This is a genomic window from Colwellia sp. SU-HH01172 (assembly GCF_057553355.1).
The window spans coordinates 1195478-1213528 of record NZ_BAAJMB010000001.1 but is presented as its reverse complement, the minus strand read 5'-3'; the positions used below and the strand labels follow the sequence as shown (position 1 = coordinate 1213528).

Here is an 18051-nt window from a genome sequence, read left to right as displayed (position 1 = left end):
GAGAAAATTATGACAATAGTAAGAGTTAATGAGTTTACTGCCGCAGACGGAAAAGCCTCCGAGCTTTACACATTTTTAGAGAGCCTTATTCCTTATATATCTGGCTCTGAAGGTTGCTTGTCTTGTGAATTATTGCAGCATCATGAACATGATAATCAATTTATGGTTATTGAACGTTGGCATAGTATTGAAAATCATCAACAAGCTATTACCAATTACCCACAAGAAGACATGCAAGCAGCGATGAGCTTGTTCGGCGCACCACCCAAAGGCGCTTATTTTAAGTAGAATGTACATTACAATTACCGAGTTATATACTTCACGGCTAGTATTAAAAGGGAGTAAATAAAACTATATGCATGATAAATATCACGAAAGCATGGAGTTGCCAGATGTTCCATATAATTCTCCAACGTTACCGTATGAAAAACCTGAGTTAGGTGTTAACTATTGGATTCAAGATGATTTCTTTCCAGTTAAGAAAGCCATTGATATTGCAAACAAGTGTTACAACAAAAAAAAATGGAAGTTAGGTAAGCCTTATACTGATGAACTATGGCCAGGTATGCGTTCAAAGAACGCCTTAGGTAAAAAAGATCTGCAGTTAGTTGAGGATTGGGCGAAATCTCAAGTTAATAAATCTAAATTTTGGGTGGCTGAGTCAGATAGTGTTGTCGTTGATACTAATACTGCAATTTTAGTTGGTGCTGATGAAGGTGCTGCGAGACCTCATGTGGACAATCGAAAGTTATGTCGCTATGGTGCTGTGTTGTATCTAAGCCAAGATCCTAAACCTCATTCTGGTACTAGTTTTTATCGCTTAAAATATAGTAATGGTGCTGCTGGGGGTAACAAAGTTGAAGCTCCGTATTATAATTTGGTTGATGCCTTAAGTACATCTAGCTTGCCACCAAGTGCTTGGTATGAAGATACGGCAATTGAAAATAAATTTAATCGACTCATTTTATTTAAAGGTAACCTAGCTCATAGTGCGAGTGGTTACTTTGGCAAAGACAAAAGAGATAAACGTTTAGCGGTAACATTTTTTTGGATGGCCGAAGATTAATGATTTTATGATATTCATTGCCTTGTTCGGTGTATTGATGATGTTGTTGAGTTTGAAAATGATCAAAAACCCAATTGGCTTTGCTCAGGCAATAATTATCTTTAGTCAAAAGCGTTATTTTCATGTTTTCGAAATTCTTAGCCGACTATTTTTTGCTATAGCTTTTATTCATTATGCGGCATCGACAAGTGCCGAAATAATGCATAGTGTACTTGGTTTACTAATGGCATTTACCTCAATATTTTTAGTGATTATTGGTGAAGAAAAACATCGAGTATTTGCAGTCTGGTCTGCAAGCAAGTTTAGTTCGATGTTTCGTTTTTCAGGTTTATGCTCATTGTTTTTTGGCGCTTTTATTATTTATTCTGCTATTAACGGCTGATGAAAAATCCTTGTGCTGTGGGTAAGCTAAATTTGCTAACGGCGAGTCAATATCGACTAAGCTACTATTACCGCTAGGAGCTAATACTGCTTTATTATTGACTACCCTTCTATTGAACTGGCTAGCTTCGACACTAGCAGTGGAGTGCGCTTGTTGTGCTTCCATAGGCGATATGCTTGTAAAAGTGGACTGTAAAGCAGTTGCTTCGACCTTTATTTGAATAATTTCATCGACATTATTTGAATCATTACATGCACTCAATATGCTAAGTAACAATAGTGACAGTGCAATCGTTAGTTTAACTTTTACGCTCTTTAGAATAAGTAGATAAAATGACATTGCTAGAGACTCCAAACGACAATGATTGTTGCTATAGAGAACTTAATACATAAATAAGCAATAAAAGTGCAAATACTAAGGAATAAATGTGCAAACAGTCTAGGAGCGCAGACATTTCTTCCAATTCGCGTTATAACTGCTTTATAAACGAATAATACTCATAGATAAAATGCGCATATTTCCCAAATTACTGCTCGTGCTTTTTCTAACTAGCTTTACCTTGCTGTTAATTCTGTATGGATTAATACAATGGGGAGTAGATCGCGGCATGCTTAATTATGTTAATCAGCGCCAGGCGCAAAGTTTACAACTGATAGCTGATAATTTGGCGGCTGTTTACCAAGAGCATGGCGATTGGCAAAAGATAGTTGCCTCAAGTGCTCCACCTCACGAAAACAAAGCTTTTCCTCCTCCTCGTCATTTGGCTGGTGGTAAACCTCGGCGGCCTTTTAATCGAGATAAGTCAGCAATGCGGCGTCAAAGTGGCGAGTCAGAGCCACAACGAAATGATGCCAACGGGAGATATTGGCATATTATTTTGCGGTTGTCAGAGCAAAATTTAAAGTATCCTGAAGACCTAGAACAACTCAAATTAGCGGCAGATCGCGAGGGCTTTTCACCAAGAAAAGATAGGCTTAACTCAGGGAACGGTGACTATAGACGGCCAAAAGGAACCAGCAGGGGGTTGCCACCACCAAGAGACTTTTCAGCTACTGAAGATAGACTAAAATCAATACCGCCAAAATACAGTTTGCTGAATCAAGATAAAACGCTGTTGATCGGTTTATATGCAGATGGCTTTGTCGAGCAAGCGATTCTCGTCAATGATAACGTTGTTGGTTACGTTGCTTTACCGCCAGCAGAGCAAATAACTGACAAATTTGATTTGCAATTTGTTGATGAAATTAACCAATATCTACTTTGGGTGTTAGCGGGAATTTTTGCTGTTATTGTTACTGTCACTATTCCCCTGTCTAGTCATTTTGTTAGACCAATAACACGGTTAAAAAAAGCCGTTGTTAAGGTTAACTCCGGCAAGCTGACCACACGGCTGCCAATCACGGGTAATGATGAACTTGCTACGCTAGCGCGAAATTTTAATGATTTAGCCGCAACGCTAGAGCAAAATGAAGTATCGAGAAAACGTTGGTTAGCCGATATTGCGCATGAGTTACGTACACCTTTAGCTATCATTAAAGGTGAAGTTGAGGCGATGGAAGACGGCATTAGGCCATTGAGCCTTGTCAATATTAAGAGTATTGCTGATGAAGTCAGTCATTTACAGCGGCTGATTAATGATTTAAATGAGTTAAACCAAGCTGAAATTGGTGCAATGCGTTATCAAAAGTCTGCTATAGATCTTAATCAACTGGTTCATTTGAATGCTGAAAGGCATCGTGGTTTACTGAAAAGCCAAGGCTTAAGTTTAACGGTAGATTTACCTAAGTATAAAATTAAATGTTGGGCAGATGCCACCAGACTCAATCAGCTTATAGATAATTTATTTTCTAATTGCGCTAAATACACCGATGAACCCGGTCAAGTATCTTTGTTATTACAACAAGAAAAAGGACAAGCCTGTTTATATTTTGAAGACAGCGCACCTGGCGTTACAGCAGACGAATTAGATAAGTTATTTGAACATTTATATCGGGTTGATAGTTCGAGGAATCGCAATACCGGCGGTAGTGGTATTGGTTTAGCGCTGTGCAAAAATATTGTCCGTGCTCATCAAGGTGAAATTACTGCCAGTGCTTCTATGTTAGGTGGTTTAATGATAAAAATTACTATTCCGACTTGTTAGGGGTTAAAAAAGCTCTAACAAACATTAATCGTCAAAGGTTAACGGTCTGGGAAGCATAATAATGTATTTGATAATGGGATGTTTATGACCAATATTTTAGTGGTAGAAGATGAAGTTAAAATTGCTCAACTATTGTCTGATTATTTAATACAGGCGCAATTTAGCGCGGAAATGTTACATGATGGCAGCACAGTGGTAGAAGCAGTTAAAAGTGACAGATATGACATGGTTTTGTTGGATTTAATGTTACCGGTCAAAGATGGTTTAACGCTATGTAAAGAGCTTAGGGCATTTTCAAATATCCCAATTATTATGATCACAGCACGTGTTGAAGAGATCGACCGTTTAATTGGTTTAGAGCTCGGGGCCGATGACTATATCTGTAAACCATTTTCACCGCGAGAGGTTGTTGCCAGAGTTAAAACTATTTTACGTAGAAGCACGCAAAGCTTGCTAACACCTAAGCAAGCACAAGAAGTGATTAGTCTCGATGAAAGTAAATATCACGCGACTGTGTATGGCCAGCCGGTAGAACTAACCGCTATAGAATTTAACTTACTCAAGGTGTTGTCAAAAGAGCCGGGGAGAATATTTTCTCGGGCACAATTAATAGAACTTGTTTATCAAGATCATCGAGTGGTTAGCGAGCGAACCATTGATAGTCATGTTAAAAAGTTACGTAAAAAAATAAATGCGCTGAAAGCTGACAGTGAAATAGTGCAGTCTGTTTATAGTGTTGGTTATAAAGTCGAGTTAGTGTAAATTGGCTTGATGAACAAAAATTGCTGTGTTTACAAGGATGAAAAATGCAACTGGCTCAATTGAACATTGCTCAAGCGAAATACCCGCTTGATGCCCCGGAAATAAAAGAATTTGTCGATAACCTTGAGCGAGTCAATGCTATTGCTGAAGCAAGTGATGGCTTTATTTGGCGCTTAATCGGTGACGGAAATAACGCAACCGATATTCAAGCCTTCAGTGATCCGAATATCATCGTTAATATGTCCGTTTGGTCTTCTATCGAGGCTCTGAAAGCCTTTATGTTTAAAACAGATCATCGCAGCTTTATGAGAAAAAAGCAGCAATGGTTTGAACCAATGAATCAAGCTAATTATGCTCTGTGGTGGCTTGATGATGGAGAGCTGCCTACCGTTGATGATGGCATTGTGCGACTAGAGCACTTGCGCTGTTATGGCGAGTCTCCCTATGCATTTTCATTGAAAGTACCATTTTATGTGTAGCACTTAAAGTTTGGGATATTTTATTTATATATTTGTTAATAAGGTAGTCGCATGTTGAAAGTACTGTGGTTAGTTATATTTTGGTTGGTTTTTATATGGTCGGCTATTGCGCCTAAAGATCATTTCACTTGGTTTTTAGAAGTATTACCGGCGTTAATTGGCTTAGTATTGATGGCAGTGACTATACGGCGCTTCCCGTTAACGACTTTACTTTACAACTTTATTCTATTGCATTGTATCGTGCTTATGGTTGGCGGGCACTATACCTACGCTGAAGTTCCCTTGTTTGATACCATAGCTAATTGGATGGGCTCCGAACGTAATAACTACGATAAAGTTGGCCATTTCTTTCAAGGTTTTGTACCGGCATTGCTAGCCCGTGAAATACTCATTCGTAAAGCCATCGTCAATGGCAAAAGCTGGTTGAATGTTATTATCGTATCAATCTGTTTAGCCTTTAGCGCATTTTATGAATTAATCGAATGGTGGGTTGCCTTAGCTAGTGGTGAAGATGCTGAAGCATTTTTAGGAACACAAGGTTATGTCTGGGATACACAATCAGATATGGCTTTGGCGTTATTAGGGGCGATTTTATCATTAGCGGTTTTAGCCAAACTGCATGATCAAGCCCTGAAAAAATTGAAATCACCAACTCACCTTGTTGCGGAGAACATATGACTGCCATGATGAAAGTATTACTAATATTGGTTGCAGCGGGTATGATGTTTACGCTATCCGCTTGTAGTTCTTTTTCAGTGTCGGGCAAAGCTGGAAAAATTAAGGTTGATACCAAAACCGAACAACCTAAAGTTATTGTAAACAGTGATGGTAAGCACACAGAGAAAACCGCTGAAAATCATAGTTGAAGTAAAGGGGAGGCAGTAAAGCGCAGGGCAACGAATTTACCCTGCCTTGCTAGTTTACGACTTTAGCAGAGCATCAATCGCTGCAGTAAGTTGTTGTTGAAATTCTTCATTTTTAAGTCGATTATTTTCGATATCAAAATTGTCATAGAAGCTCGGCACTGATAGCGAGGCTTTCACTTGACCAGCGAAATAGGGCGCAGAGCCAGTTGCCGCGGCTAAAACCGTACCTGCACCGCCAGGTCCGGGTGAAGTTGAAAGTAAAAGCATTGGCTTTTCTTGAAAAACTTTTTGGTTAATGCGTGAAGCCCAGTCAAATAAGTTCTTATAAGTGGCGGTGTAACTGCCGTTGTGCTCTGCGAAGGAAATGATAATCGCATCACTTTCGCCTAGCTTTTTGAAAAAGCGTTTTGCGGCTTCCGGTTGACCCAATTCTTCTTCTTTATCTTGGCTAAATAATGGTAGTTCGAAGTCATTTAAATCGAGTACTTCAATTTCAGCAGCTACTTGTTGGCTAACTAAGCTGGCAGCATGGGCTGCAAATTGTTTGTTGATTGACTTATGACTTGAGCTTGCGCCAAATGCGATTACTTTCATGATAGTACCTCGTTGTTGTTGTCTGTTTGGTAAATAAATATAGCTTGTCCTTGTGTTAACGCTGTAAAGTTAACTCCTTGCTGACAATGCACTAAGCTGCGGGCTGCAATTTTTTCACCATTAATTTTGGCGCTGCCTTTACTCAAATATACTAATACTTCACCAGAAAATTTAATATTTTGCTCTACTTCAGTATTGCTTACCGCGATAGATATTTTGCTGTTAAAGGTTTTGTCTTGGCTTTTATCCCCACCATACACTTTTTCTAGCTGGCCAACATCAGGTTGATAGACTTTATAGCCAGCTTGTTCACCTAAATCGTCAGGTAACACCCAAAGCTGGATCATTTGATTATGTTGAGCATTTGGGTTCACTTCATTATGATTAAAACCTTCAGCGCCAGCACGTTGCACTTGTACTGAGCCTGCGGTTAAACGTTCACCATGACCTAAACTTCCTTGGTGGGCAATTTCACCCTCAACCATCACAGAGATAACATCAACTTCTTGGTGACTATGCATGCGAGTTTCGCCAAAAGGTAAAAAATTGGCATCAGCGAGATAAACAAAGTTTCCTAAGCCAGCAAAAGCATTGGTTTTAGAGCGGCCAAATAATTGTTGATTAATAACAAAACGTCGTTCAAGTAGCCCGGCAAAACCAGTTTGTGGTAATTGCTCAAAAGTGAGTGTTTTCATATCAATTGCCTCGTCATGATTGGTAATGGGTATAGCCAGTTTATGCTGATATTCAACATTGATAAATATGAGCTTAAGTAAATAATTATTACATTATGTGCAACAATGTTCTTTTAAACGGTGTTTTGTTAATAATTAGTTGTTCTCAGCTTAGCATGCTCTACATGTAGGGAAATTTTAGTTAAAATAGCCGTAATTGATTTAGGCAACGCATCGTTGTCATTGTTTTTAGGAATATACGTGTCAACTAACGGAAAGCGTCTTAACAAATATATTAGTGACTCAGGTTATTGTTCTCGTCGGTTTGCCGACAAATTAATAGAAAATAATCGCGTTACCATCAATGGCAAAGTGCCTGAACTGGGTACAAAAGTTATTTCAGGTGATAAGGTTTGCGTTGACGGCAGGGAAATTAAGGCCAGTGAGAGTAACCATACCGACCGTATTTATATTGCGTACAATAAACCCATAGGCATTACTTGTACTACTGAGCGAAATGTTAAAGGTAATATTATTGATGCTATTGGTCATAGTAAGCGTATATTTCCTATAGGTCGTTTAGATAAGCCGTCTGAAGGACTTATTTTCTTGACCAGTGATGGCGATATTGTTAATAAAATTCTGCGTGCTGAAAATGCTCATGATAAAGAATATATCGTGACGGTAGATAAACCGATCAGCGAACGTTTTATTGAAAGAATGTCAAAAGGCGTCCCTATTCTTGGGACCATCACTAAACCTTGTATTGTCACGCCTGAAAGCAAATTTGTTTTTCGTATTATTTTAACCCAAGGCCTAAATCGACAAATTCGCCGGATGTGTGAATATCTTGGTTATGAAGTAACGAAACTTAATCGCTCTCGTATCATGAATGTGGAATTAGGGCAGTTACGTCCAGGACAATGGCGTGACCTAACCGCGAGTGAAATGGCCGAGATAAATGCCGCTGTGGCTGGTTCTCGTAAAACCGCCGCTGATGATGATTATACTGAGACAAAAATTACTGAAGCAGCTAAAAAGGTTGATATTGCTGATATTAAACATGCCAACAAAACGATAACGTCAAAGGCTGATAAGTATTCAGATAAGAAGTTAACCCGTATTGATGTGAAAAAAACAACAACAAGCGCGACAGGAAAGAAAAAGCTAAGTTTAAAAAAGAAAAGTTGACCTGCCACTTTACGTTGAAAACAACGGAATATGTGCAGGTGTAGATAAGATTTTCGTTCAAAGGCAAATGTTTAACAACTACAAGGAAGTTTTGTGCGATGCATGTTCCAGAAAAGTGGCGAATTGAAGAGCAAGAGCAAATCTATTCGTTTATTGAAAGCTACGGTTTTGCAACTTTGCTATCACCTTCGTTGCAAGCGAGTCATCTCCCGATAATTTTAGACCGTGAAAATCAGCGCTTACTCGGCCATTTTGCACGTAGCAATTCACATTGGCGTGATATGTCTGAGAGTAGTGAACAACATCTAGTGATTTTTCATGGCCCACATGGCTATATTTCGCCAAATTACTATCACAGTAAACCTGCGGTACCAACCTGGAATTATGCCACGGTTCATGTCAAAGGTAGTGCTAAAATAATGGCTACCGAAGAAACCAGCCATGCACTGCAATTGCTATTGGCTAAGTATGAACCTGAATTGCTAAAGCCCAACAGTGTGGTTACGCCTGAATATCAAGAAAAGTTAAGTAACGGTATTGTCGGCTTTAGTATTGCAATAGAAACTGTTGAAGCAAAAGCTAAACTAGGCCAGCACCGAAGTGTTGAGGATCAACAAGGTGTCACCCATGCGCTTAGTCAATCAAAGTCTGCTGACCACCAAGCCTTACTTGCCTTGATGCATGAGTTAAGGCTTGGTATTGGCGATTGAGTTAGTTACTTAGGTTTAGTAAGTTGGCTGGCGAGTATTGGTCGGTCAATAATCGGGTGTCGCTTGGCCAATCTTGAATGGTCGCTGTCGAGGTCATTTGACTGGTAATTTCGGCAATGTTGACATCGAAAACGGCTAACTTTTCCTGTAATACTTTCGCGCGCTCAGCAATAAGTTTGCCATCGGGTAAGGGTTGCATACTGGTTAAAATAATGCGGTTGCTGTTTCTATTGTTGCTAACATTAAAAAAGTCACCAAATACGGCTTTGTAAGTGGCTGATTCAAAATTATATAAGTCACTAACGGAAAAGGTATTGGCAGACAGCACGCCATTGTTGCTCAACAGTTGTTTGGTTTCTTGTAAAAATTCTTTGGTCAGCAAGTGCTCGGGAATGTAGTCGCCGTTAAAAGCATCAAGAATGATCCAGTCGTATTGTTGTTTTTTTAACACTGCACGTTTAACAAAAATTCGCCCGTCTTGCACCACTGAGGTTACTCTTTCATTTTCGAAAAAGCCAAAATAACTTCTCGCTACTTTAATAACCGCAGGATCAATTTCAACATTGGTGATTGTTGCTGACGGAAAAATTTGGTGTAGTGAATTCGACATGGTGCCGCCACCTAAACCAACAATGAGGATACGCTCGGGGTTTGGGTTAACCAACAAGCTAGAAAATAACATTTTGGTATAGTTAAAAACTAAGCGTTGAGGGTCATCAACTAACATACAGCTTTGTTGGGTTTTTGCGCTTCTTACATTAAATTTTAAACAGCGTAGCCCTCGTTTTTCCTCCACTAAAATATTCCGATAAAGTGAACGTTCACTGTGAATGGTTTTCGCCTGCACTAGCGCGCTAAAACAAGTGCTACAGATCACGCTTATGATTAAGCTGATAATCATTTTACTCATGTGCTGCTCCTTGCTGTGTTAGCTTGTTTGCTGCGGTATTTTTTTGGCTAAGGCGGTTAAATAGCATGGCGCTGATACCAAGTAGCACCAAAACGCTGCTAAATACGATAATAATGTCGTTAACTTCAAACAGTAAGACTAAATAGAAGGAAGTGATAATTGTGCCTAAGGCGCTACCAAGTGTCGAAACAAAGTATAAAAAGCCTGCTACTTGACCACTTTTATTTTTGTCAGTCACCAATAAGCGCACCGAATAAGGCGAAATCATACCTAGAATAACGGTGGGAATGAAAAACAATGCCATTGAAGCCACGAGCGAGCCATAACGGGTATCTTCAATTGCTAAGAATATGGCTTCCATAATACCTTGTGATGAAAATGCGACCGGTAATACCGTGATACCCGCAAAAATAAAAATTAAACCATAGCGATTTAATGAAGCGGCCTTGGTAGAAAGTTTTCCTCCAACCAAATAACCAATAGATAAACTCAGCATAAACACTGTGATAATGCTGCCCCAAATATGAACACTACTACCAAAAAATGGCGCAAGAATTCGACCACCAAGTAACTCTATACCCATGATGGAAAAGCCACTACTAAAGGCTAATAGATAGATTAAGGGGTTTTGCCACTGCTGAATATTGTTATTTTTATGAGTCATTTAGCATACTTCTTTTGTTAATAGTGATGGGTTGTTGTGGTTGTAATTTATCTTAAACCTTACGTCTAATAGATGCTAGGCAGAAAAAAGGCTTGTTACAAAATAACAAGCCTTTGAAAAAGCATCAACATTGCCACAGAGGTGAAATATTAATGACTACTTATTGGCGTTCGCTAATAACGGTTTTAAGAATCTCGCCGTATGGGAGTTTTTATGCTTAGCCACTTGTTCTGGCGTGCCGGTGACCAGAATTTCACCACCACCAGAGCCACCTTCTGGCCCTAAGTCAACAATCCAATCTGCGGTTTTAACCACATCTAAATTGTGCTCGATTACCACAATGGTATTGCCGTGATCGCGTAGGCGATGGATAACTTGTAGTAATTGCTTGATATCATGAAAATGTAAACCTGTGGTTGGCTCATCAAGAATATAAAGAGTTTTACCGGTATCTCGCTTAGACAGTTCTTTCGATAATTTAACTCGTTGTGCTTCACCACCTGAGAGTGTCGTTGCCGACTGTCCAAGTTTGATATAGCTTAAACCCACATCCATTAAGGTTTGCAGTTTACGTTTTACCGCGGGAATGGGGGCGAAAAACTCAAAGGCGTCTTCAATAGTCATATCCAACACTTCGTGAATACTCTTACCTTTGTATTTTACTTCTAAGGTTTCACGGTTGTAGCGTTTACTTTTACAAACATCACAAGGTACATAAACATCAGGCAAGAAATGCATTTCAACTTTAATGAGGCCGTCACCCTGACAAGCTTCACATCGGCCACCTTTAACATTGAAGCTAAAACGGCCCGGTTTATAACCTCGTGAACGTGACTCTTGCGTAGCGGCAAATATTTCGCGAACGGCGGTAAAAATACCAGTATAAGTTGCCGGGTTTGAACGTGGTGTTCGGCCAATGGGGCTTTGGTCAATATCGATCACTTTATCAAGTTGTTCTAAGCCTATGATCTCTTTATATGGTGCTGGCTCTTGTGTGGTTGCACCATTTAATTCGGTGTGAGCAAGCTTGTACAAGGTGTCATTAATTAAGGTTGATTTACCTGAGCCTGATACCCCGGTGATGCAGGTCATAAGGCCATTTGGAATAATCAAATCAACATTTTTCAAGTTATTACCTGTCGCGCCTTTGAGTTCAACAACATTTTTTTTATCAAATGGGGTTCTAACTTTTGGTATTTCAATGCACTCTCTTCCTGACAAGTACTGTCCGGTAAGTGAGTCTTCACACGCTAGAATGTCATTTACATCACCCTCGGCAATGATATTACCGCCGTGAACACCAGCTCCTGGGCCAATATCAATAACATGGTCGGCAGCTCGTATCGCATCTTCGTCGTGTTCAACTACGATAACTGTGTTGCCCAAATCACGTAAATGGATCAGCGTTTCCAGTAAGCGTTCGTTGTCGCGCTGGTGCAAACCGATGGAAGGTTCGTCTAATACATACATGACACCGACTAAACCGGCGCCAATTTGGCTCGCCAAACGAATACGTTGAGCTTCACCACCAGATAGGGTGTCGGCACTACGTGATAAATTCAAATAGTTCAAACCAACATTGACTAAGAAGCCTAATCGGTCATTAATTTCTTTAAGAATTTTCTCGGCAATTTGGCCTTTTTGGCCAGTCAAATTTAAACCTTGGAAAAATGCTAAAGCATCGGCAATGGCAAATTCGGCAACTTGTGGTAATGGTGTGTCATCAATAAAAACGTTACGTGCTTCTAAACGCAGGCGGCTACCATTACAATCAGGACAATGTTGGCTGTTAAGATATTTTGCTAACTCTTCACGCACCGCGTTAGATTCCGTTTCTCCGTAACGACGATCCATATTATTTAAAATACCTTCAAATGGGTGCTTGCGAATGACAATATCACCGCGATCATTCATGTATTTAAATTCAATTTCTTGTTTACCACTACCGCGTAGAATTAACTGTTGAGTTTTTTCGTCTAATTCACTAAAAGGCAAATCTAGGGCAAATTGATAATGATCTGCTAGTGCTTGTAGCATTTGAAAATAGTAAAAGTTTCTTTTATCCCAACCACGAATAGCACCACCGGCTAAACTCAGCTCTGGGTTCGCAATAACGCGACTTGGGTCAAAGTATTGCTGATTACCTAAGCCATCACAGGTTTGACAAGCACCTGCGGGGTTATTGAAGGAAAATAACCTCGGCTCTAACTCTTGCATGCTATAGCCACATTTAGGACAAGCAAAATTTGCCGAGAAAACTAATTCTTCTTTATTTGGCTCATCCATAAATGCCACTTTCACGGTACCTGAGGTTAAGGAAAGTGCTGTTTCAAAAGATTCAGAAAGGCGTAATTGAATATCTTCACGTACTTTTAGGCGGTCAACAACCACTTCAATAGTGTGTTTTTTATGTAATTCTAAAGTGGGTGGATCGGATAAATCACACACTTCGCCATCGATACGCGCACGAATATATCCTTGTGCGGCTAGGTTATCTAATAACTTTACATGTTCACCTTTACGGTCTTGCAATACCGGCGCAAGCACCATGACCTTGGTGCCTTCCTCAAGTGCTAAAACGCGATCAACCATTTGTGAAATGGTTTGTGCGGCGAGTGGTAAGTGATGATCTGGACAACGAGGTTCACCGACACGGGCGTATAATAAACGCAGGTAATCATAAATTTCGGTAATAGTACCGACGGTTGAACGAGGGTTATGGGAAGTCGATTTTTGTTCTATTGATATCGCTGGCGATAAACCTTCAATGTGATCGACATCGGGCTTTTCCATTAACGATAAAAACTGGCGAGCATAGGCAGAAAGTGACTCAACGTAGCGTCTTTGTCCCTCAGCATACAGGGTATCAAAAGCTAATGAAGATTTACCTGAACCGGAAAGGCCGGTAATAACAATTAACTTATCGCGAGGAATATCTAAATTAATATTTTTTAAGTTATGAGTGCGCGCACCCCTGACTTCAATTTTCTTCATAATGACAATGTGACCAGTTTTACGCCCAACTATTTCTATACGTAAATTCCCGTATGTGAATTGATGGACTGATTGCAAATTACCTTACGCTATATCAATACTTGAAATAACTATTCGCGATAAAATAGCAACCAATAACGGTTGTTTTTAAAGCAAGTTACGCTAAGTATTATCTTCACCTGAACATAAAGTTAGAACCGAATATTATCGCACAGTTTTTAATCCGAATTCATCTTAAATCTCTGTTTTTGTTCATTCGGTGAGCGTGGTAAGATATGCGCGTTTTGCTACCCTATTGGCAGCTAGGTTTAGAGTTTACTATTCAGTTTAAGTAGAGTTTACATTTTCATGAGCGCATCCGGTTTAAATAGTATAGAGAAGAAGGCAGCATTTTCGTTAGCCTCAGTGTTTGGTCTGCGGATGTTAGGCCTGTTTATGATCTTGCCGGTATTTGCTATTTATGGCGAGCAACTCATAGGTTATAGCCCAATATGGATAGGTTTAGCGATAGGCGCTTATGGCCTTACACAAGCCTTGTTGCAAATCCCAATGGGAATTTTGTCTGATAAGTTTGGACGAAAACCGGTGATATTAGTCGGTCTAGTGATATTTTTATTAGGTAGTGTGGTAGCGGCAATGTCTGACACTATCTACGGCGTGGTTCTTGGCCGAGCACTGCAAGGTATGGGGGCTATCGCCAGTGCGATACTTGCCTTAGCCGCCGATTTAAGCCGTGAAGAACAGCGACCAAAAGTGATGGCGACGATTGGTATGTTTATTGGTATTTCATTTACTGTCGCTATGATTATTGGCCCAATTGTCGCACAAGCGTTTGGCTTAAGTGGCTTATTTTGGTTTATTGCCATTTTAACCGTTTTTGCTATGTTCACTATTCAATTTGTCGTGCCAAATTCCGTCAATACTGCGCCTAAAGGCGACAATGTTGCTCTGCCGTCAAAGCTAGTTAGCTTGATTCTTGATAGCCAATTATCGCGCTTGAACTGGGGCGTATTTATTCTTCATATGGCGCTAACCGCTTGTTTTGTCACCTTGCCAAAACAATTTGTCGCCAGTGGTTTAGCACTTGAACAACATTGGCAACTGTACTTACCAACCTTAATTGGTTCTTTTTTCTTGATGGTGCCATTTATGATCATTGCAATGAAGAAGCAAAAAGAGAATCAAATGTTCAGTGCGGCTGTTGCCTTGCTAACTTTAGCTTTATTATTGCTTTGGTATTTGCCAATGACTATCACCACGCTTTTGATATTAGTGATGATGTTTTTTACCGCTTTTAATTATTTAGAAGCAACAATGCCTTCAATTCTTTCACGCATTGCCCCGGCTGGTGTCAAAGGCAGTGTGATGGGAATTTACTCTAGCAGTCAATTTTTAGGGGCTTTTGCCGGCGGTATTATCGGTGGTTTTATTGCCAGTAACTTTGGAGAACAAAGCATATTTTTAGTGATGGCATTATTTGCACTTGTTTGGTTATTGTTAACTTTAGGTATGAAACCATTGAAAAAATCTAAGGCTTATAGCTTTGCAACTAGCATTAATAGCGACGAACAAGCACAGCAAGTGGCGGAACAATTAAGTGAAATGCCTGGTGTTATTGAGGCAACGATTATGCATGATGAAGCGGTTGCTTACTTAAAAGTTGACGATAAAACCGTAGATTTAGTGAACATTAAAGCATTACTTAACCGTTAAATTACTTTAGTGATGAAATCAGCCTGAATATTGCCGGCGATATTAACATTGATTTCATCATTAAGTTCCAAGCCCATTAATGCCGAACCTATCGGTGATTGAGGGGTAATCATCACCACTTCAACCTGAATTTCCTCAGGCTTTAAATGGTAGCGAAAGCCACCGCCAGCAGGGGCGATAAAAAACCATCGCTGCTTAGTGGCATCTTTTTCCAATTGTACCAATGAGCCGATTTTTATGCTTTGGCTTGGCTGCAAATTCTCAACGCTGATGTTTTCTAAACTTTTGATGGCAGCTTTTAGCTCTTCTACTCGTCTTGATTGACCTTCCGCCAAATAACTTTGTTCAATAGCTAAGGTGTCATATTGAGTTTCTGCAATAGACTGGTCATCTGTCGCGGCTTTATGAGCATTTTCTGCCGCAATCAGAGTTGATGCTAATTCTTGCGCTAGCTGTGCGATGGCGTTACTAATAATTATCTGCTTATCAATGTTAATGTTTACTCTCCTCCTGTCTACAGCATCGCATATTGTCATTTATATAGATGTAAACAACAATTCATTTTGCTTTTTCACCATGAAAAAACCAAACAATCTGACAGGTGTCAAAATAAAGCTTGAGTTTTTTTGCCGATGCAGATACTTTATAGCTAACTGGTACGACCAAAAAAAGCTGCTAGATTTAACACTAGCACAGTATCGCAATTTCAATATCGTAAATATAAGTGACATATTATGAGTGACAATACTGCTTTCCCACATTTACTAGCACCGCTCGACCTCGGCTTTACCACATTGGCCAATAGAACATTGATGGGGTCTATGCATACTGGCTTGGAAGAAGAAAAGGGCGGCTTTGACAAACTTGCTGCCTTCTACCAAGCACGCGCAAAAGGTGGGGTGGGACTCATTGTTACGGGGGGAATTAGTCCGAATACGCGAGGACGATTGGCGCCATTTGGTTGTGAGCTTAGTAAGTTTTGGCAAGTGAGCAAACATAAAAAAGTCACTGAAGCGGTACATAAATATCCCACTAAAATTTGTTTGCAGTTATTACATGCCGGGCGATATTCTTACCATCCATTTAGTGTTTCGGCCAGTAAAGTAAAATCTCCCATCAACCCTTTTACCCCAAAAGCTATGTCTGTTCGTCAAATTAAAGGCACGATTAAAGACTTTGCTCATTCTGCCAAACTAGCAAAAAGAGCGGGTTATGACGGTGTTGAAATCATGGGCTCTGAAGGTTATCTCATTAACCAATTTAGCTGTGTCAAAGTGAATAAAAGGACCGATGAATGGGGTGGCAGTATTGAAAATAGAATGCGCTTAGCCATTGAAACTATTCGTGCTGTACGAGCCAGTGCAGGTAATGATTTTATCATTATTTTCCGTTTATCAATGCTAGATTTAGTTGAAGGTGGCAACAGTTGGCAAGATGTAGTCACTATGGCAAAAGGTGTGGAAGCGGCTGGCGCGACGTTAATTAACACCGGAATTGGCTGGCATGAAGCGCGTGTTCCCACGATAGCGACTTCGGTACCGCGTGGTGCTTTTACTTGGATCACCGAACGGATGAAAAAAGAAGTTAGTGTGCCACTTGTGACGACTAACCGGATTAATACGCCGGAAGTGGCAGAAGAAATATTATCCACCGGTCAGGCTGACATGGTGTCGATGGCACGACCATTTTTAGCGGATGAAAATTTTGTTGCTAAAGCGGCAGCCAATAAAAGTGACGAAATTAATACCTGTATTGGTTGTAATCAGGCCTGTTTAGATCATGTTTTTAAGCAACAGCGAGCTTCTTGTTTGGTCAATCCTACTGCGTGTTATGAAACCGAGCTGACCTTTGAAAAAGCGCAAACGAATAAGAAAATCGCCGTAGTTGGCGCTGGCCCAGCGGGTCTTGCATTTAGTGTGTATGCGGCACAACGTGGTCATCAGGTCGAAATATTTGACCGTGGCTCAGAAATTGGTGGTCAGTTTAATTACGCTAAGCAAATTCCGGGTAAAGAAGAGTTTTATGAAACCCTACGTTATTTTAATAAACAAATTTCGTTGCTTAATATTGGCTTGAATTTAAATCAAGAGCAAAGTGCCGAACAGTTAATTGCGGCAGGATTTGATGAAATTGTCTTGGCAACAGGTATCACACCTCGACAACTTGATATTCCAGGTATTGAACATGAAAAAGTGAAATCATATTTACAAGTGCTTCGTGATAAAGAGCCAGTCGGTAAACGGGTTGCGATTATCGGTGCCGGCGGTATCGGCTTTGATGTCGCTGAATTTTTGGTAGAAGAAGAGTCGTTAACCACTAACCCAGAAAAATGGTTGCAAAATTGGGGAGTAGATAAAGATTACCAAGAAAATGGTGGCTTAGCGAAAGCCTCAGCTCAAGAGCATCCGATCCGGGAAATTTACTTATTACAGCGCAAAATGTCGAAAGTAGGGGCTGGTTTAGGTAAAACCACAGGTTGGATTCATCGAGCAACGCTGCAGAAAAATGGTGTGAAAATGCTTGCCGGTGTTAGCTACCAAGCAGTAAATGACGACGGATTAGTGATCAGTATTGATGGTGAGCAGCAAACTTTAGCGGTTGATAACGTGATTATTTGTGCTGGGCAGCAGTCTGAGCGCAGCTTATACCAGCAATTGGATTCGCAAGGAGTGCAAGCACATTTGATCGGTGGCGCTAATGTGGCGGCAGAATTAGATGCAAAAAGAGCGATTCGACAAGCTGCTGAGCTCGCCGCGAAAATTTAAGCTAACAGTGAAAATCGCGTATCTATTTGGCTGTGCAAGTTACTGGCAGCCAAATAAGCCTTACCAACGAAAGCCCTTAAGTCATTGGCAATTTAAATTAAATTGAAATTATCGTTAACTTATCTTGGTCAAATGATA

At 40.1% G+C, this 18051-nt stretch carries 19 protein-coding genes; 12 read left to right on the top strand and 7 right to left on the bottom strand.

The window, feature by feature from the left end; genetic code table 11:
• Nucleotides 1-9 precede the first annotated feature (9 nt).
• The 3 genes from AC27JP_RS05385 to AC27JP_RS05375 all read left to right on the top strand — a co-directional run bounded on the left by AC27JP_RS05385 (nucleotide 10) and on the right by AC27JP_RS05375 (nucleotide 1448).
• On the top strand, nucleotides 10-288 hold the full coding sequence (locus AC27JP_RS05385) for a putative quinol monooxygenase (protein ID WP_487112776.1): 279 nt from the start codon (nucleotides 10-12) through the stop codon (nucleotides 286-288).
• 67 nt (nucleotides 289-355) lie between these two features.
• The gene (locus AC27JP_RS05380; RefSeq protein ID WP_487112775.1) at nucleotides 356-1066 is read left to right on the top strand and encodes a DUF6445 family protein; all 711 of its coding nucleotides are present in this window, start codon (nucleotides 356-358) and stop codon (nucleotides 1064-1066) included.
• A gap of 7 nt (nucleotides 1067-1073) precedes the next feature.
• Nucleotides 1074-1448, top strand: a complete 375-nt coding sequence (locus AC27JP_RS05375) for a hypothetical protein (protein ID WP_487112773.1) — start codon at nucleotides 1074-1076, stop codon at nucleotides 1446-1448.
• On the opposite strand, the gene AC27JP_RS05370 is transcribed toward AC27JP_RS05375, so the two are convergent.
• Nucleotides 1401-1787, bottom strand: a complete 387-nt coding sequence (locus AC27JP_RS05370) for a hypothetical protein (RefSeq protein ID WP_487112771.1) — start codon at nucleotides 1785-1787, stop codon at nucleotides 1401-1403. The genes AC27JP_RS05375 and AC27JP_RS05370 overlap by 48 nt on opposite strands.
• A gap of 268 nt (nucleotides 1788-2055) precedes the next feature.
• On the opposite strand from AC27JP_RS05370, the gene AC27JP_RS05365 reads away from it, so the two are divergent.
• From AC27JP_RS05365 to AC27JP_RS05345, 5 genes are all read left to right on the top strand, one after another.
• Nucleotides 2056-3591, top strand: a complete 1536-nt coding sequence (locus tag AC27JP_RS05365; protein ID WP_487112769.1) for an ATP-binding protein — start codon at nucleotides 2056-2058, stop codon at nucleotides 3589-3591.
• A gap of 84 nt (nucleotides 3592-3675) precedes the next feature.
• Nucleotides 3676-4353: a response regulator gene (locus AC27JP_RS05360; protein ID WP_487112767.1), complete on the top strand. Its 678-nt coding sequence runs from the start codon at nucleotides 3676-3678 to the stop codon at nucleotides 4351-4353.
• A gap of 44 nt (nucleotides 4354-4397) precedes the next feature.
• Nucleotides 4398-4832: a DUF3291 domain-containing protein gene (locus tag AC27JP_RS05355; RefSeq protein WP_487112765.1), complete on the top strand. Its 435-nt coding sequence runs from the start codon at nucleotides 4398-4400 to the stop codon at nucleotides 4830-4832.
• 54 nt (nucleotides 4833-4886) lie between these two features.
• Nucleotides 4887-5510, top strand: coding sequence for a DUF2238 domain-containing protein (locus AC27JP_RS05350; protein ID WP_487113478.1), 624 nt, complete (start codon nucleotides 4887-4889; stop codon nucleotides 5508-5510).
• On the top strand, nucleotides 5507-5698 hold the full coding sequence (locus AC27JP_RS05345) for a hypothetical protein (RefSeq protein ID WP_487112764.1): 192 nt from the start codon (nucleotides 5507-5509) through the stop codon (nucleotides 5696-5698). Before AC27JP_RS05350 ends, AC27JP_RS05345 begins: the two co-directional genes overlap by 4 nt.
• A 54-nt stretch (nucleotides 5699-5752) precedes the next feature.
• Here AC27JP_RS05345 and AC27JP_RS05340 read toward each other — a convergent pair whose 3' ends face one another.
• Together AC27JP_RS05340 and AC27JP_RS05335 are read right to left on the bottom strand one after the other, a co-directional pair.
• Nucleotides 5753-6292: an NADPH-dependent FMN reductase gene (locus AC27JP_RS05340; protein WP_487112762.1), complete on the bottom strand. Its 540-nt coding sequence runs from the start codon at nucleotides 6290-6292 to the stop codon at nucleotides 5753-5755.
• Nucleotides 6289-6987: a pirin family protein gene (locus AC27JP_RS05335; protein WP_487112760.1), complete on the bottom strand. Its 699-nt coding sequence runs from the start codon at nucleotides 6985-6987 to the stop codon at nucleotides 6289-6291. Before AC27JP_RS05335 ends, AC27JP_RS05340 begins: the two co-directional genes overlap by 4 nt.
• A gap of 234 nt (nucleotides 6988-7221) precedes the next feature.
• Between AC27JP_RS05335 and rluF the strand changes: the two genes are divergently transcribed.
• Both rluF and AC27JP_RS05325 read left to right on the top strand, forming a co-directional pair.
• Complete coding sequence (gene rluF / locus AC27JP_RS05330; protein ID WP_487113477.1) at nucleotides 7222-8157, top strand: 23S rRNA pseudouridine(2604) synthase RluF; 936 nt, start codon at nucleotides 7222-7224, stop codon at nucleotides 8155-8157.
• Nucleotides 8158-8255: 98 nt separating this feature from the next.
• Nucleotides 8256-8867, top strand: coding sequence for an FMN-binding negative transcriptional regulator (locus AC27JP_RS05325; RefSeq protein ID WP_487112758.1), 612 nt, complete (start codon nucleotides 8256-8258; stop codon nucleotides 8865-8867).
• Nucleotide 8868: 1 nt separating this feature from the next.
• On the opposite strand, the gene AC27JP_RS05320 is transcribed toward AC27JP_RS05325, so the two are convergent.
• The 3 genes from AC27JP_RS05320 to uvrA all read right to left on the bottom strand — a co-directional run bounded on the left by AC27JP_RS05320 (nucleotide 8869) and on the right by uvrA (nucleotide 13435).
• A complete protein-coding gene (locus tag AC27JP_RS05320; RefSeq protein ID WP_487113475.1) occupies nucleotides 8869-9768 on the bottom strand; it encodes a spermidine synthase in 900 nt (299 codons plus the stop codon).
• Between the two features lies 1 nt (nucleotide 9769).
• The gene (locus AC27JP_RS05315; RefSeq protein WP_487112757.1) at nucleotides 9770-10441 is read right to left on the bottom strand and encodes a fused MFS/spermidine synthase; all 672 of its coding nucleotides are present in this window, start codon (nucleotides 10439-10441) and stop codon (nucleotides 9770-9772) included.
• A gap of 156 nt (nucleotides 10442-10597) precedes the next feature.
• Nucleotides 10598-13435 carry an excinuclease ABC subunit UvrA gene (gene uvrA / locus AC27JP_RS05310; protein ID WP_487112755.1) on the bottom strand — a complete coding sequence of 946 codons (2838 nt, stop codon included), beginning with the start codon at nucleotides 13433-13435 and terminating at the stop codon, nucleotides 10598-10600.
• A gap of 348 nt (nucleotides 13436-13783) precedes the next feature.
• Here uvrA and AC27JP_RS05305 point away from each other — a divergent pair, with 348 nt between their 5' ends.
• A complete protein-coding gene (locus AC27JP_RS05305; RefSeq protein ID WP_487112753.1) occupies nucleotides 13784-15148 on the top strand; it encodes an MFS transporter in 1365 nt (454 codons plus the stop codon).
• Here AC27JP_RS05305 and AC27JP_RS05300 read toward each other — a convergent pair.
• Nucleotides 15145-15684, bottom strand: coding sequence for a hypothetical protein (locus AC27JP_RS05300; RefSeq protein ID WP_487112751.1), 540 nt, complete (start codon nucleotides 15682-15684; stop codon nucleotides 15145-15147). The genes AC27JP_RS05305 and AC27JP_RS05300 overlap by 4 nt on opposite strands.
• Nucleotides 15685-15882: 198 nt before the next feature.
• Between AC27JP_RS05300 and AC27JP_RS05295 the strand changes: the two genes are divergently transcribed.
• Nucleotides 15883-17913, top strand: coding sequence for a 2,4-dienoyl-CoA reductase FMN-binding domain-containing protein (locus tag AC27JP_RS05295; RefSeq protein WP_487112749.1), 2031 nt, complete (start codon nucleotides 15883-15885; stop codon nucleotides 17911-17913).
• The last annotated feature ends 138 nt before the right edge of the window (nucleotides 17914-18051 follow it).